At 40.7% G+C, this 16,360-nt stretch carries 15 protein-coding genes; 6 read left to right on the top strand and 9 right to left on the bottom strand.

All coding sequences use genetic code 11. The features are described from left to right. Positions 1-414, top strand: a 414-nt coding sequence (locus tag B4C48_RS06730) for a YdcF family protein (protein WP_291354842.1), incomplete at its 5' end; no start/stop codon positions are given. Further along, the gene (locus B4C48_RS06725; protein ID WP_291354841.1) at positions 414-1,457 is read left to right on the top strand and encodes an alpha/beta hydrolase; all 1,044 of its coding nucleotides are present in this window, start codon (positions 414-416) and stop codon (positions 1,455-1,457) included. The genes B4C48_RS06730 and B4C48_RS06725, both read left to right, overlap by 1 nt. A gap of 379 nt (positions 1,458-1,836) precedes the next feature. On the opposite strand, the gene B4C48_RS06720 is transcribed toward B4C48_RS06725, so the two are convergent. Further along, positions 1,837-3,507 (bottom strand): FMN-binding glutamate synthase family protein, encoded by a 1,671-nt coding sequence (locus B4C48_RS06720; protein WP_291354840.1) that lies wholly within the window; start codon positions 3,505-3,507, stop codon positions 1,837-1,839. A 546-nt stretch (positions 3,508-4,053) separates the two neighbouring features. After that, positions 4,054-5,055, bottom strand: coding sequence for a helix-turn-helix transcriptional regulator (locus B4C48_RS06715; protein WP_291354839.1), 1,002 nt, complete (start codon positions 5,053-5,055; stop codon positions 4,054-4,056). Positions 5,056-5,286: 231 nt separating this feature from the next. Here B4C48_RS06715 and B4C48_RS06710 point away from each other — a divergent pair, with 231 nt between their 5' ends. The 4 genes from B4C48_RS06710 to B4C48_RS06695 are packed head-to-tail and all read left to right on the top strand — an operon-like array spanning position 5,287 to position 9,019. Beyond that, positions 5,287-6,849 carry a circularly permuted type 2 ATP-grasp protein gene (locus B4C48_RS06710; RefSeq protein ID WP_291354838.1) on the top strand — a complete coding sequence of 521 codons (1,563 nt, stop codon included), beginning with the start codon at positions 5,287-5,289 and terminating at the stop codon, positions 6,847-6,849. 24 nt (positions 6,850-6,873) lie between these two features. Further along, positions 6,874-7,476: an alpha-E domain-containing protein gene (locus B4C48_RS06705; RefSeq protein WP_291354837.1), complete on the top strand. Its 603-nt coding sequence runs from the start codon at positions 6,874-6,876 to the stop codon at positions 7,474-7,476. After that, complete coding sequence (locus B4C48_RS06700) at positions 7,473-8,252, top strand: transglutaminase family protein (protein WP_291354836.1); 780 nt, start codon at positions 7,473-7,475, stop codon at positions 8,250-8,252. Before B4C48_RS06705 ends, B4C48_RS06700 begins: the two co-directional genes overlap by 4 nt. Before the next feature lie 26 nt (positions 8,253-8,278). Beyond that, on the top strand, positions 8,279-9,019 hold the full coding sequence (locus B4C48_RS06695) for a proteasome-type protease (protein WP_291354835.1): 741 nt from the start codon (positions 8,279-8,281) through the stop codon (positions 9,017-9,019). A 66-nt stretch (positions 9,020-9,085) separates the two neighbouring features. Here B4C48_RS06695 and alr read toward each other — a convergent pair whose 3' ends face one another. The 7 genes from alr to B4C48_RS06660 form a co-directional block, all read right to left on the bottom strand. Beyond that, on the bottom strand, positions 9,086-10,150 hold the full coding sequence (gene alr / locus B4C48_RS06690) for an alanine racemase (RefSeq protein ID WP_291354834.1): 1,065 nt from the start codon (positions 10,148-10,150) through the stop codon (positions 9,086-9,088). A 299-nt stretch (positions 10,151-10,449) separates the two neighbouring features. Continuing rightward, complete coding sequence (dnaB, locus tag B4C48_RS06685; RefSeq protein ID WP_291354833.1) at positions 10,450-11,895, bottom strand: replicative DNA helicase; 1,446 nt, start codon at positions 11,893-11,895, stop codon at positions 10,450-10,452. A 258-nt stretch (positions 11,896-12,153) separates the two neighbouring features. Beyond that, on the bottom strand, positions 12,154-12,600 hold the full coding sequence (gene rplI, locus B4C48_RS06680) for a 50S ribosomal protein L9 (RefSeq protein WP_291354832.1): 447 nt from the start codon (positions 12,598-12,600) through the stop codon (positions 12,154-12,156). A gap of 9 nt (positions 12,601-12,609) precedes the next feature. Then, the gene (rpsR, locus tag B4C48_RS06675; protein WP_004676982.1) at positions 12,610-12,837 is read right to left on the bottom strand and encodes a 30S ribosomal protein S18; all 228 of its coding nucleotides are present in this window, start codon (positions 12,835-12,837) and stop codon (positions 12,610-12,612) included. Between the two features lie 11 nt (positions 12,838-12,848). Further along, positions 12,849-13,235, bottom strand: a complete 387-nt coding sequence (gene rpsF / locus B4C48_RS06670) for a 30S ribosomal protein S6 (protein ID WP_053578020.1) — start codon at positions 13,233-13,235, stop codon at positions 12,849-12,851. Between the two features lie 157 nt (positions 13,236-13,392). Next, entirely contained in the window at positions 13,393-14,169 is a 777-nt protein-coding gene (locus B4C48_RS06665; RefSeq protein WP_291354831.1) for a DUF3142 domain-containing protein, read from the bottom strand. A 30-nt stretch (positions 14,170-14,199) separates the two neighbouring features. Next, positions 14,200-16,317 carry a hypothetical protein gene (locus tag B4C48_RS06660; RefSeq protein ID WP_291354830.1) on the bottom strand — a complete coding sequence of 706 codons (2,118 nt, stop codon included), beginning with the start codon at positions 16,315-16,317 and terminating at the stop codon, positions 14,200-14,202. Positions 16,318-16,360 lie beyond the last annotated feature (43 nt).

Genomic DNA, 16,360 nt, shown 5'->3' with positions numbered 1-16,360 from the left:
GAGAAAACCTTAGCCATAGAACAGCAGTACCGTTTACCGATTGTGCTGAGTGGTGTAGAAGCTCCGTATATGCAGCGCTGGTTAAAAGCGCATGATGTCGATGCAAAACTGCTGGAAGACCGCAGTATGAATACCTGTGAGAATTCACGCTTTAGCTCGTTATTGTTGCAGAAAAAAGGCGGAGCGCCACGGGTTATTTTGATTACTGACCGTTATCATATGCCGCGTACACGTCGTTTATTTGCATTGAATGGTATTGAAACTGTACCCGTAGAAGCACCCATGCCAACACGTCTGACAAACTGGCGTCCAAGTGAACAAAATTATGACCATAGTCGCCGTGCCAATTATGAAATGTTAGCCACTATTCGTGATATCTGGTTTGGTTCCAGTGATTGCCGAGAGGTACCTTAATGCCCGATATTCCATTTTTGAATCCTACCATTTTAAAACAGCTGGATTTACCCATACCCAGTCGAGAAACTACCCCGCAATTGCTGGAAGCTTTAAATCTGAATAAGCCCTATCAGCCTTCGGTAGAAATACAGGCCTATCGTAAATTATACGGTTTGCATTTACTGGATTGTGAGCACTGGCAAGGTTATGTGCAAATGCCTTTGTTTAAATTGCACGTTCAGGTATTTCAACCGAATCTGGAAAAAATTGCCTTGCCGAAAATACGAGGCACGGTATTTTTACTACATGGCTACCTGGAACATAGCGGAATTTACCAGCCGATTATTCGTGAATTGCTGGAACAGGGCTTCAGTGTCATTACTTATGATTTGCCCGGTCATGGCCTCAGTGACGGTTCGCCGGCAAATATCAAGAATTTTGACCATTACCAGCAGGTATTGCATGCGGTTTATCACTACATTAAAAATGCCGAGCAATTACCAAAACCCTGGTTAGGTATCGGGCAGAGTACCGGTGGCGCGATCTGGATGCATCATTTACTTGAATTTGCCCAACGTCGGGAAAATCCCTATGTAGATCGTGTGTTATTGCTTTCACCGCTGCTTCGACCAGCCAAGTCGGCATGGTGGCATAATTCGGTGGGTCTGGGCATTATCCGGCGGATTAAGCGTCAGGTACCGCGGCATTTTAGGCGTAATAATCATAACCCTGAGTTTTTGCGTTTTGTCCGTTTAAAAGATCCATTACAGCCGCGTATGATGGGGATGGACTGGATTTTAGCCATGTCAAAATGGATGCAGGAAATGGAAGCGCGTCCCGCTTGCCGCATTCCAGTCTGGCTGGCACAAGGTGCACAGGATCAAACGGTTGACTGGCGCTATAATATCGAGTTCATTCGACGTAAGTTCCGTTTGCAGACCTTATTGATGCTGGAAGAAGGCTCACATCAGCTGATTAATGAACGTGCTGATATCCGTGCGGCCTTAACCGGGTTAATTCCGGCTTTTTTACATGCCCAAAGCTCGTCTGGTTATTATTGATTTACTTTGCATGACTACCTGAAAGAGGCTCATGTGGCACTGCTGTCCCACAGTTAAATTCCAGGTGTTTGATTTGTGAGTGTGGCAAGGATGCCACACGTTCCCCATCACGACAGGATGTCGTGTATGGGGAATAAAGACTTTTGCCTACTTTTGGTCTGTCAAAAGTAGGGTTCAGCCTACACAAAGTGACTTGATCTTTTAAAGAAAAGACAAGGCTTTGAAGAAAAATTAAATATAAATATTAAATACTTAAATGCAGAATGTCATCATATTGATTCGGTGCTGAAAATAAAATTCAAATTATGGGACAGTACTGGCCCATGTAGCCTCTTTGTTGATTCTTTGAAATGCAATTCACTTTGAATTTGTACCGTGATTAAAACCGATCTGCATGGGCTAAATTCCAGATCCGATAATAGAAGTTTTCGGTATCTTCAGCTTTGCAGTTGAGTAATTCACCTTCTTTTAACCAGAAGTGTAGCTGGGCGTAGTTTTTAATTTCACGGTCATTAATGCGCTGGGCTAAATGATGCGGCTTGATATCCGCTGGATGTTTTAAACCCGCGACTGCAATCATTTCCGATAAGGCACGCAGGGTATTTTTTTGAAAGTTCACAACACGAACGGCCTTGCTGGGAACATGCAGGGCTTTTTGCCGTTCCTGGTCTTGCGTGGTAACACCGACCGGGCATTGGTTGGTATGACAACTTTGCGCCTGAATACAGCCTATGGCAAACATAAAGCCACGTGCCGAATTGACCCAGTCTGCTCCGATCGCCATGGTACTGGAAATATCAAAAGCACTGATAATTTTGCCGCTTGCGCCTATCTTGATTTGATTTCTTAAACCTGCACCGACCAGGGTGTTATGGACAAACAATAAACCTTCCCGTAAAGGCGTACCCACGTGGTCAATCAGTTCAATCGGGGCGGCACCACTCCCACCTTCAGAGCCATCTACCACAATAAAGTCCGGCACAATTTGAGTTTCCAGCATAGCTTTGACAATACTCATAAATTGCCAGGGCTGGCCAATGCAGAGTTTAAAACCCACCGGTTTACCGCCAGACAGTTCGCGCAGTTGCTGGATGAAATGCATCATTTCAATGGGGGTGCTAAATGTAGAATGCTGGGCCGGAGAAACACAATCATGTTCCCGGCTGACGCCACGGATCTGGGCAATTTCCTCAGAAATTTTGCTTTTAGGCAAAATTCCGCCATGACCCGGTTTTGCCCCCTGAGACAGCTTGATTTCTATCATCTTGATTTGCGGTAACCGGGCTTGCTTGGTAAATTTTTCTGGATCAAACTGTCCCTCCAGGGTGCGGCAGCCAAAGTAGGCACTACCCAGCTCCCAAACAATATCTCCGCCATTTTCCAGATGATAAGGACTGATACTGCCTTCACCGGTATCATGGTAAAAATTGCCCATTTTCGCCCCCAGATTCAATGCGCGAATGGCATTGGCACTCAGGCTGCCAAAACTCAGGGCAGAGATATTCATAATGGAAGCGCTATAGGGCTGCTTGCATTGATGATTGCCGATTTGAATACGGAAGCTTTCAGGATCGGCAGGTTTGCATGGGGTAATGGAATGGGTGATAAAACGATAATCTTGCTGGTAGACATTAATCAGGGAACCAAACGGTTTATCGGCATTTTTATTCTTGGCACGTTGATAAACCAGACTGCGCTGCATCCGTGAAAATGGCAGGGCATCCTGATCGTTTTCTATAAAATATTGCCGGATTTCCGGACGAAAATCTTCAAAAATAAAGCGGAAATGTCCAATGAGAGGATAATTTCTCAGGATCGAATGCTGGTTTTGCAAGATGTCATATATACCTACAAGCGTTAGAATTCCTGAGATCAGCCATAAAGAATTCAGAAAGGGATCTGAAAGAAAATAATGAATAGACTGAGGCTCATAGATAATTCGAAACCAGCTAATCGTTAAGGTAATAAAAATACAGCTAAACCAGACTGAGTATCGTGAAAAAAAAGTATTTAAAAGTCGATGTCTGACGGCTTGGGCTGGAACTGGCATTTTCATGTTTTCCATTGAATTATGCATACCATGAATCTGCCTATTTTATATACACTGCACAAGTTCTGATTTGTAAAACCGCGAAGAGTGAATCAGGGTAAATCTTAGGCGGTAAGTTTGAGTACAGGCATTCTGGAATTGAATGAAAATTCGATGGAATACTACAGGTGAGTGATATATAGGTGATATATCAATACAGGGAAATAGAAATTCAGAATAAATGCTTAATCAATAATCAGCTTAACACTGCTGATCTTATGATTTCTCAAAGCTGCGATTGTGGATTACATTGATTTTAACTTAGCCACAGAGGTTAAATGATATGACCATGAAATCCATTCGATATAATAGCGGAGACCTGGCGTGCTAAAGCGCGATATGCTTTTCTCCATATGTAAATTCAATCGTCATCAAGCTTTATTTGGGGTTGACACAATAAAGCTGGATGTTCTGGAAACCTACAACACAATACTAATAATAGATCCAAGCAGAAATATTCTATAGTCCCAAAGATTGGGACTTTTTTTATGCTGTAGGCAAATGATTTTATTCATCAGCAATTTCACGAACAGCATTAAAAACTTCAATCGGCTCAATATGCTGAATCTTGTTGCCGAATCCTCTTAACCACCAGACCAGTTGTGAAGTAAAAGGTACGGTTGCGCTAATTTGCGCTAAACCATTATCCAGTTTTTCAATCGTCTGGTCCTTGCTGAGCTGGCTTTCATCAAAATAATGTGCATCATCTTCAGTCATAGTAAGTTTTAATGCCACATTTTCGGTCGGCTTGGTATAGTCAACTCTAAAGCCTAAGGCACCGGATTCAATATAGGCATCAATATCGAAGTTAACCGGGTGCATCGCGCGCGAATTTAGCACAATTGCCGATCTAAAACGATGCAGGGCAAAGGTCTGAATGTCGGTTTTATCATGGCGGGTACAGATTAAATAAATAATTGCCCCTTTTTGTACCAATGCTAAGGGATTCAAAATATAGGTTTTTTCTTCTCCTGAATGGCTACGGCCCTGATAAACACATTCAAGCTGCTTGTCTTGTAACAAGCCTTCATAAATGGATTGCTGCGCCAGTTTATCCACTACAGGAGGAATCAGCGGTTGAGTCGCCGGGACAATACGCACGCGGTTAATCCATTGCCGTACATTGTTCTGGGTCGACAAGCTGCGACGTGCCAGATCGAACCAGGGATTCATCTCTTCAATCAGGCTAGGCGGTAACAGGTGTTTTAAGTGCTCTTCGACCATCATAAAGGTGACTGCTTGCGAGCTGGTCATATGCGGCAAACTTTGAAGCGGTGCATCGGAACGCCAACGCCAGCCTTGAGGTACAGTTTTACTGCTTTCAATCGGAAAACGTAACGAGATCTGATTTAGATCACGTTGAATGGTACGCAAGCTGATATCAATACCTTCACGTTGCAAAATTTCCTGTAATTCACGGGTGCCCATCCATTTCCCGGTAGAAAGACGAGATAAAATTTGCCACTGACGATACAGGCTATTGGAAGTTTCTTTTTCTTGTGAAGACATAACTAAAATTAAAGATCGATTAGGTTGTTTATATATCCATTAAATAAGGAACACAATAAAAAAACTGAATTTTTTCGCAAGTATTGCCGCCTGATACGCCACATATTTTGTTTCATCTTCATACAAAAATACTTATGAATAAACATAACAAGCATAGAACAATCACATAAGGAGAGATTGGCATGTTTGTTGCTAACTTTTATTTACAATAGATAAAAAAATGAGGTTTGTATGCTTAAAGAGAATCAAGATACAAATTCGATTGCTTCATTAGAAAATTTTGCGAACAGTAATAATATAGGGACCGAACACAGCGTGACTACAGTAACTCAGGTAAAGCCACAGAATAAGGTAAATGCATTATTTCAACAATTTAAATCACATTTTTTTAATGAGTTAGTTGATGACCGAAACATGTCGGGGGAAACCTGCCAAAAAATCGAACACTGGTTGTCGCAGCATACTCTGGAAGAACTAAAGCAACTGAATCAGGCGGCTAAAGAACATTTTTTATATGAGGGCATTACGTTTACTGTATATGGCGAATCGGAAGGAATTGAAAGAACCATTCCCTATGATTTGATTCCGCGTGTAATTGAAAAAAAACAATGGAACAAAGTCTCGCTAGGCTGTGCACAAAGGGTGCGCGCACTGAATTTATTTTTACATGATATTTATCATCAACAGGATATTTTAAAAGCCAATATAGTGCCGGAGTTGCAGGTGATGGCGCATGAAGCTTATCAACCACATATGTATGCTCATGATCTAAAAGGAAAAATTTACAGTCAAATCAGCGGTATCGATATTATCCGTGACCGTCATGGTGAATTTTATGTGCTAGAGGATAATTTAAGAACCCCATCTGGCGTGTCTTATATGCTGGAAAGCCGAAAGATTAGCCAACAGTTAATGCCACAACTTTTCCAGCAAAATAATGTGCTGGCTATTGAGCAATATCCTCAGTTACTCAAAGAAATCCTGGCTGAAAATGCCTATGTAGACAATCCTTTTATCGTTGTCCTGACGCCAGGTCGTTATAACAGCGCATATTATGAACACTCTTTTCTGGCAAGGGAAATGGATGTGCCTTTAGTGACATCACGTGATCTTTTTGTAGAAAACGACAAGGTTTATGTCAAAACGATTCGTGGCAGGCAGCAGGTTGATGTAGTTTATCGAAGAGTCGATGACGACTATCTCGATCCTTTATGCTTTAAACCGGAGAGTACATTGGGCGTTCCCGGCCTAATGTCGGCGTATTTAAACCACAATGTGGTGATTGCCAATGCACCAGGTACCGGTGTAGCAGATGATAAATCGATTTATCCATATGTCGATAAAATGATTCATTTTTATTTGGGTGAGCAGGCTATTTTAAAAAATGTACCGACTTATTTATGCCGGGAAAGTGAAGATCTGGAGTATGTCTTATCCAATCTGGAACAATTGGTGGTGAAAGAAGCCCAAGGCTCGGGCGGTTATGGCATGTTAATTGGTCCGCATGCATCGGCTAGCCAGATTGAATCTTTTAGAGACAAAATTATTGCGGCACCGCATTTGTATATTGCACAGCCAACACTCGATTTATCGGTTTGCCCGACTTTGAATGATTTTGGGGTGGCAGAGCGACATATCGATTTAAGGCCTTTTGTACTCAGTTCGCCCTACAGAACAGAAATCGTACCGGGTGGCTTAACCCGGGTGGCGATGCAGGCAGGGTCACTAGTGGTAAATTCTTCACAAGGTGGTGGCGTTAAAGATACCTGGGTTATCGATAACCTGCATTCATAAACCTCTAACCCTGGGAAGGAAATTATGATTTTATTAAATAGCAATGCTCAGCATATTTTTTGGTTAGGTCGATATTTAACCCGGATTCAATATGCATGTGGCCAATTTCCGTTTCTGGAGAATGAAGAAGCGTTGCAATACGCCCATGCTTTTTGCTTGCCTGCTTTTGATGCAAGTTCACTTAATTCATTATTACTCGATGCTGAACAGCCTTCATCTTTTCATCAACAATTTCAATATGCCAAAGATAATATTCAGGACTTGCGCGGGGTATTGACAGCAAAAGCCTACGCCGAATTGAATCAGCTGATTAAAAATGCCAATGCCAATGCGACTTATATCTGTGATGTTGCAGCAGATTGCCACGATGTTATAGAAGCTGAATCTGAAGATGTGTTTCTGTTTTTTAATTTGGGACAAAATATTGAGCAGCTAGACCGGCAAATTCGTTTAAAACAAGACCAGAGCATAACTTTGGAAAATCTTGATAAAATTGTTGATTTATTGGCACAGATTGGCTGGGACAGGCTGGATCGTGCCTGGCAGAAACTTAAATTAAACCCGGATAGTAAGAATTTTTATCACTTTAGTGATCATATTCAAAACCTGTTTGAGGTAGATATATGAAGTTGATGATCAATCACCAAACGCATTATCAATATAGTGATCAGGCCTGCAACAGTATTCAGTACATTAAAATGATGCCAAGCAGCAATGCGCATCAGCAGGTTTATTGCTGGGATGTGAGTGTGCCGGGGCAAAAAGAAATAAAAAACGACGCCTTTAATAACATCTGGATTACCAGTTCACAGCGACAACCCTATCAACATATGTCTATCATGGCGCAAGGTATTGTCGAAATTAACCCGGATACGCAATTCGGGGTAAATATTGACATCAATCCGCAAATATTTTTGCAGCCTACAACAAGCACGCTGTGCAATGCAGCCATGAAAAGTTTTGCCGAATGCTATGTGCCCCGGATCAACCGGGCTAACTTGATGGTGCTTTCTGAAGCAATACTCAATTATATTCCTTATACGCCTGACCGTACTTCGGTGCACACTTCGGCAATTGACGCTTTTCAATGCCAAAAAGGGGTGTGTCAGGATCATAGTCATGTCTTTATTGCGATGTGTAAACATTTGGGCTTGCCGGCCCGTTATGTATCAGGTTACTTGTTTGTACCTGATACTTCTCATCTGGCCAGTCACGCTTGGGCAGAGGTTTTTTTTGAAAATACGTGGTATTGTTTTGATACCAGCAACCAGTTATTTACCCCGAATGCACATATTTATGTTGCCATTGGTCGGGATTACTGGGATGTTGCGCCAGTGCGAGGCATACGGGAGCGCGGGGGAACTGAATCCATGCACTCTATCGTTCAAGTGCTCGCTTGCTGAAAATTTAAAGTCATAAGGAGTTTCTCATGACTTATTGTTGTGCGCTACGGTTAAAAGACGGTCTGGTTTTTGTAAGTGATACCCGTACCAATGCAGGGGTTGATCACATATCGGTATTTCGTAAGCTCTATATTTTTGGTATAGAAGGGGAACGATTTTTAACGATCCAGACATCGGGGAATTTAGCCACAACCCAAGCCGTGATTGGTCATTTAAACAATCATCTGGAACTTAAACAGGAACCGAACTTATATAGTGTTAATACTATGTTTGAAATGGCGGAACTGGTGGGGCATACCCTGAAAAAAGTGATTGCCGATGTGGTTGAAGATGCTCACACGCATGAACAAAGTAATTTTTACTGTAGCATTTTGCTGGGCGGGCAAATTCAAGGCTCAGAAATGCAGCTGTATAATATTTATCCGCAAGGTAATTTTATTTGTGCAACAGAAGATACGCCTTATTTTCAGATTGGCGAAAGTAAATATGGCAAGCCGATACTTGACCGTGCCTTAATTTATGAAATGCCTTTAGATGAAGCTGTACGTTGTTGTTTAATTTCTTTTGATTCCACCTTACGTTCTAATGTTTCTGTGGGTATGCCACTCGATACGGTGGTGTACAAAAAAGATTCTTTACATATTCCGAATGGCAAACGGATTTATGAAGAAGATCCATATTTCTGGAAACTCAGTAAACAGTGGTCAGATACTTTGCGCCGTGGCTTGCAGGAATTACCTATCCCGACGGATGATTACCTTGATTAATAAGCGCTTATAAAATTAAATAAAAAACCCAAGTAGAAACTTGGGTTTTTTATTGGCTTTTAAATATTATTTTCTTAGCGGACGTGCACTTAAGCGACATAGCAGTTCATAACCAATGGTGCCATTAGCTTCAGCAACATCATCAACCAGACGGTTTTTACCCCACAGTTCGACTTCAGTCCCCAATGGTGCATCCATACCGGTTACATCAATGGCAATCATATCCATCGCAACGCGGCCAATAACACGGGTTGCTTGACCATGAATTGCGACATAGTTCTGTTTAGGGAAAGCGCGAGGGTAGCCATCACCATAACCAATGGAAACAATGGCCAGGTCCATTTCCTGGTCAGAGGTAAAGGTTGAACCATAACCGACATGTTCACCCGCCTGAATATGGTTAAGCGCAATAATTTCCGCACTAAAGGTCATGACTGGTTTCAGGTCCAAATCATGTACTGATCGATCTGCAAACGGTGATGCACCATACAGCATGATTCCTGGACGAACGAAATCAAAATGTAATTCAGGCCATTTATAAATGGCAGCCGAATTACAGCAAGAACCCATTACAGGTGCACAAGCCTCTTTGACTTGCAGGAACTGATTTTTTTGTTGTTCATTTAAAGGATGATCGGCATCTGCATTGGCAAAGTGCATGGCAAGTACACAAGTAAAACCTTCAGCTTTTAATGAATTAATTACTTCAATGATTTCGGGTACTTTAAACCCAAGACGGTTCATACCGCTATTCAGCTTAACCCAAACTTTTAATTTTTTACCAATGTAAGCGGCTTTATGTCTACGTAACCAGTCTACTTGTTGCTGATGATGTACCACACATTCAATATTGTTCTCTACCACAACCTGCATTTCATCTTCAGAAAAAATGCCTTCAATCAGGGTAATCGGTTGCTGATAACCAAGCTCACGTATTTCTAAAGCTTCTTCCAGGCAGGCGACACCAAAGGCATCCGTTTCTCCTAAGGCTGCTAAACAGTCTTTGACTCCATGTCCATAAGCATTGGCCTTAACCATACTTACAATTTGAGCAGTTGGTGCAAGTTGTTTGACACGGTTTAAATTATATTGAAGGGCTTCTCTATCAATATAAACTGTTGCTTGGCGCACCCTAGTTACTCCTTGGGGTTACAATGAAACATTACAGCAATTTGTTATCGCAAATTGCTTATAAGCTACGTAAGAATATTATAGATATGCTTGGTGATCTCAGTTCTAAAAATGAGGAACGTAAGCAAAATGGAGAGTGATATTGTAGTCCTCTGACTGGAAATAAACACTAAATTAAAGTGTATTTTTCACCAAATTTTAAACAGGAAAAATTTATGCAATATTCAACAATGATGAATTAAAGTCATAGAATGAGAAAAATAACAAAAAACGAGGTCAGCGCCCCGTTTTTTTATGTCTTATTCTTCATCATCATACTGCGAATAGAACTCAGGTGATAAATTACTAAAGCGGGTATATTGACCTTCGAAGGCCAGACGCACAGTACCGATTGGTCCATTACGCTGCTTGCCGATAATAATTTCAGCAGTACCGGCTTCTTTGGACTCCTTGTTATAAACCTCATCACGGTAAATAAACATAATCAAATCGGCATCCTGCTCGATCGCACCGGATTCACGCAAGTCGGACATCACCGGACGCTTGTTTGGACGGTTCTCCAGCGAGCGGTTAAGCTGTGAAAGGGCAATCACCGGACACTGCATTTCTTTGGCTAGTGCCTTCAAGCTGCGGGAAATTTCCGAGATCTCGCCGACACGGTTATCACCCATACCGGGTACTTTCATCAGCTGTAAATAGTCGACCATGATACAGCCAATTTTTCCGCCATGCTGTTTGGCAATACGACGGGCACGGGCGCGTAATTCCGTAGGAGGCAGGGCAGAAGAATCATCAATGTACAGGTTTTTTTCTTGCAGCTGTAAAATGGTTCCAGTCACTTTAGACCATTCATCACCGTCCAGTTTACCTGCACGCAAATGACCCTGATGCACTTTACCGTATGCAGAAATCAAACGCATCGCAATCGAGTCGGCTGGCATCTCCATAGAAAAAACCAGGGCAGGCAAGTCGCAGTTAAACAGCACACTTTCCACCAGATTCATGGCGAAGGTGGTTTTACCCATAGATGGACGTGCCGCGACAATAATCAAGTCACCGGCCTGCATGCCTGAAGTTTTGTTATCTAGTTCCACGAAGCCTGAAGTTAAACCGGTAATGTTGCCTTCCATTTGAGAAAGTTCATTTAACTTGTCAAAAACATCGGCGACTACGGCATTAATCGGTTTCGGGCCTTGTGCTTTGGCATTGTTGTTATGCTGTTCAGCAATGGAAAAGATATTGGTTTCAGCCAAATCTAGAATTTCACTGACACTGCGACCTTTGGTGTCATAGGCATTCTGTAAAATTTCAGAGCTGACTTTAATCATGCTGCGTAAAGTTGAAAACTCTTTAATTTTATTGCCATAGGTTTCCAGGTTATAAAAACTGGAAGGCGAATCTGCCATCAATTGCATTAAATATTCTTCGCCGCCGACAGCATCAAGCAGATTCTGTTTAATCAGCCAGTCATTGACCAGAACCGCATCATAAGGCGAGTTTTCCTGTGCGAGTTTTTCGATAGCACGGAAAATATATTTATGCCGGGTTGCGTAGAAATCATTTTCACTTAATACATCACCGACTTGCTCAAAAGATTCGGCTACCGTCATGAGCGCGGCAAGAACCGCTTGTTCAATTGCCAAGTTATGCGGAGGGGTACGAAACTCTTTGAGTTGGCCTGACTCATTTGCTTTATTATCTGATTTAGCTGAGTTAAGCATAGCGCTGGCATTCGCCTGTGACATATAAAACCCTAATTTTAAATGCAATAAATGAGTAATTTTAAAAAAGTGCCGAAGAATAAAAAAGGTATTATCTTCGTATAAGCAGATGATACGCGCTCTTAAAAAAAATGCGAATCGAAAATTTCATTTATTTAAGTAGTTAAAAACAGTCAAAATAAATGAACTAAACAAGCACTTTAGCAGCTGATTCAACTATTTTGACTATTTTTAAAGATAAAAAAAGAGCATGCAAAAGCATGCTCTTTTTCTTGCAAGAAATTACTCAGATACGATAGTAACGAGAACTTCAGCAACAACATCATGATGCAATTGGATTGCGATGTTGAATTCACCAGTGTGACGAAGCGCACCGTTTGGTAAACGAACTTCTGCACGGTCAACTTCTAGACCAGCATTAGTTAAAGCGTCAGCGATGTCACGAGTACCGATAGAACCGAATAGTTTACCTTCGTCACCAGCTTTAGCAGTGATTACGATGTTAACTTCGTTCAATTGGTCAGCACGTGCTTGAGCAGCAGCTAAAACGTCAGCTTCAGCTTTCTCAAGTTCAGCACGACGAGCTTCAAAAGCAGCAGTGTTAGCTTCAGTCGCTGCCACTGCTTTACCTTGAGGGATAAGGAAGTTACGGCCGTAACCAGCTTTAACTGATACTTTATCGCCTAATTTACCAAGGTTTTTAATGCGTTGTAATAAGATAATATCCACAGCTCAACCTCACTTATGATTGTCAGTGTAAGGGATCAACGCTAAGTAGCGAGCTTGTTTGATAGCAAGCGCTAATTGACGTTGGTAACGAGCTTTAGTACCTGTAATACGGCTAGGAACAATCTTGCCGTTTTCAGTGATGTACTGTTTTAAAGTATCGATATCTTTGTAGTCGATGTACGCAACTTTCTCAGCTGTAAAGCGGCAGAACTTGCGACGACGGTAAAAACGTGCCATTAATGTTCTCCTTATGCTTCAGCAGAGTCTTGAGATTGTTGTGCTTCTTCACGTTGTGCTTTACGCGCACGCTTTTCTTCAGCACTTTTAGCAAGCAATGATTCTTCAGTGATTGCGTTTTCACGACGAATAATAACATTACGAAGGATTGCATCGTTATAACGGAACAATTCTTCTAATTCATTAAGCGTAGTTTGACCACATTCAACATTCATTAAAATGTAGTGAGCTTTATGAATTTTGTTAATTGGGTAAGCCAATTGACGACGGCCCCAATCTTCTAAACGGTGAATTTGACCTTCAGCTTCTTTGATGTGAGTTAGGTAACGTTCTACCATACCCACAACTTGATCGCTTTGGTCTGGATGTACCAAAAGTACGATTTCGTAGTGACGCATTGTCAGCTCCTTACGGTTTATACAGCCTCTTCTAATACAAGCAGAGGCAAGGAGTCACAACTAAAGTTGTGTCGCATAAATTGCGAAGCGTGAATTTTAGAGCGTTTAAGATTGAAATACAAGGTATTCAATTAAAAAGCCCTAAATAAATTCAGGATTAGGTAGATCTGGGCTTACGGAGTAAAAAGACAATATAACCTTTGAAATTAGGATCTGTGGATAAATGGCGAGGTGCTTGCCAGTATCCGTGCTGCACTAAACCAATTTTATAGGGCAATTCAAGCTGAGATACTTTGGCTAAATAAGTCGCATAGTTTGGAATTGTGCTTGAGTCTTGATAGGTTTGGATGGCAATTTCGTCAATACTTTGCCTGAATAAGGCAAGGGTGCTTTGATTTTGAACATTAGTCCAATCCAATAAACCGGTAATACTTAAGCGGTATTCGCTGGGTAAATGCTGTCTAAATTTTGCAAGAAATACAGCATATTGATGAATATTTTTGGTTCTGGCATCAAAATCAATTTGTATACCTTGCACCATATTTCCAGCATTTTTCCACTGATTTAGCCGTTGTATCACCTGTTGAATATTTTCAGGTGTCCAATTCAAATGATGGCTACGCACGACTAACCAAATAGTTTGAGCAGGCTTTTTTAAAATATGAATACCTTGAGGTATAAATTGGGATCGCTGTCTTGATCGATTCCAATTGATTTCACCTTGTAAAATATAGAGTTCTTTTGCTTGCTGTAAATATGAGGCGCTGGAGATATTGCCCCAAATCCAGAAATTAGAATAATGAGCAGCATCTACAATTTGAATGTTGGATTTAGCCTTCGAGTTTAGATCTATCTCTTTGGAGGCAGATGGTTTGGGCGTACATGCACTCAGCAATATCATCATGCATAAAAATAAAAAGCAGTTTTTAAGCAACCATTTGCCTGCACAATGTGGCATAAGGGGTTACCAATAATATTTCAAAGATTTAGCCCAACTTGTCTCGGGATAATCACGTTTAATTTGGTCATACCATTGTTTACGAACAGATTTTGTAACATCTTGATTCTGACATTCATTTATGCCGCTAGGTGCATAACATTGAATTGCACGAAATAGTGCATATGCAGTCAGTTCAGACTTTTGGTTCATCTTAATGATCTCTTTATAGGTATTTCCACGCGCAAAATAAGACCCTTTAAAATTTTGTAGGGAATTGTCATGAGTATAGCTTAAGTCGACAACCTCATAGGCTTGCGGGCTGCGCGTATATTCACCCAAGCAAAGTTTTACTGTGAGATCTTTAGGATTACCTTGTAGTTGCTTGGTTAGGCTGAACAAGTCAGGACATTTGATTGAATTACTAATATTCGTACCTTTCCAAATGAAATTTGCGAAGGCGGGTTGGTTGCTGAACTTTTCAAGTGCATTTTCCCCTGAGTGATATTGTGCAGCGTTACTAGGCAATACAGCATAGGCTTGATTGAATAACTCGAAATTTTGAAAAGCGAGTGACTTATTTAGTACTGTATAGAGTGCTACATTTTTTTGATCTTGTGTCGCACTTGAACTCTTGATGATCTGCATCAAACTTGTTTCATTTGCGGCATCCATTAAATATTGCTTCTGTAAATATGCTTGCTTAATTTTTGTATTTTGGCCAATAAATTGGCTTAAATTTTGTTGTTTGGCATAGTAAGGGTACAACATCAATTCGAATACACCACGTTGTTCAGCTGTTTTACTTATGGAGAGTAAATTTTCCCAATATTGCTGAGCAGCTGTTATTGAGCTATGACTTTCTAAAATACGACCTTTTAAAACCAGCTGACTTAATTGTAGATAGCTGCCAATACTGCTGGGCATATTCTGAGGTAGATATTTCAACGCTTCTTGCGCTTTATTTTGTACATAGTACAAATGATTGGCTTGTAAATACTGGAAAAGTTCAGGCTGATCTTTAAAGTAATTTTTTTGTGCGTTGAGTTGATTCCATGAAATAACCACTTCATCATCCGATTGTTTCTTCCGCATATGCATCAAGTCATAAATGCTGAGGAAAAAGGGATCTTTTAAATTTCTGATATTGAAATGATTGGACTGAAATACATGGCGATCCATTTCATAAGCTAGGTTAGGAAGTTCTAAGTTATAAACACTAGATTTCGGATTATTCAGTTGCCAAACATATTCATTGACTAATAAATCATGTTTTCCACTCAGCCAAAAACCACGACGTAAATAACCACGTGCACTTGCGGCATATTGACCGTGAGGATAGAGCTTAAAATACTGGGTGATATTGTTGAAAAAATTAGTAAGTAGTTTTTGATTGATTTTGTCATGGTCTAAATCACCATATTCACCGACACCACTTTGATATACCTCATTCAGAGAACTGCGAATCAACATATATTGTGAGGTTTCTTTAAGCCATGCTGAATCCACTTGGGTGAGTACGGTGTAAATCTTGGTTGCTGTAGAAAAGTTAGTTTTGTAAAAAGAAATCGATGCATTTAAATAAGAAGCATATTGGCGAGCAGCAGATGACCAGTTGGGATTGATTTGAATTAGTGCCAATTTATTAGCGCATTCATCAATTTTTTTTCTTTCGCGAATTAAACTATCTTTTTCTACGGTTAAAAGCTTATTGTCCGTTTTGACTTGTTGAATGAATGCTGCTGAACCATGTTCTAGGCTATTACAATGCTCGTTGTAACTTAATGCTGGCATACTATGTGGTTTGCGAGCATTGGGAGTTTTATTACTACTTGCACTTAGCATATTTGATGCTTCAAAAGGGACTTTACTATAAGTAGTCATCCAAAGTGTGGATTTTGTTTCTTCAATATTAGTTTTTGCCAAACCTAAATCACTGAGCAAAAGCAACATATTGACTTGATTGTCATTTGCGGGTGTTAAAGCAGGGAGTGAATTACAAGAGGTATAGGCATTGGTTTGAATTGTTGTTGAAGGCTCGCAGTAATTATCTACTCCTGCTTGGGCGGGTATATGGTAGAAAAGAGCAAAAGGAATAAAAGAACAAAATAAAGCTTGGTTGAATAATTTAAGTGAAGAGTTCATATATGTAGTAATTTATTGTTGTTGGCGCAATGGTAGCAAGTCG

Origin of the sequence: Acinetobacter sp. UBA3106, assembly GCA_002365595.1 — a bacterium.
Classification (GTDB): Bacteria; Pseudomonadota; Gammaproteobacteria; order Pseudomonadales; family Moraxellaceae; genus Acinetobacter.
The sequence above is the reverse complement of the archived record's forward strand: the minus strand, read 5'-3'. Positions and strand labels throughout refer to the sequence as shown.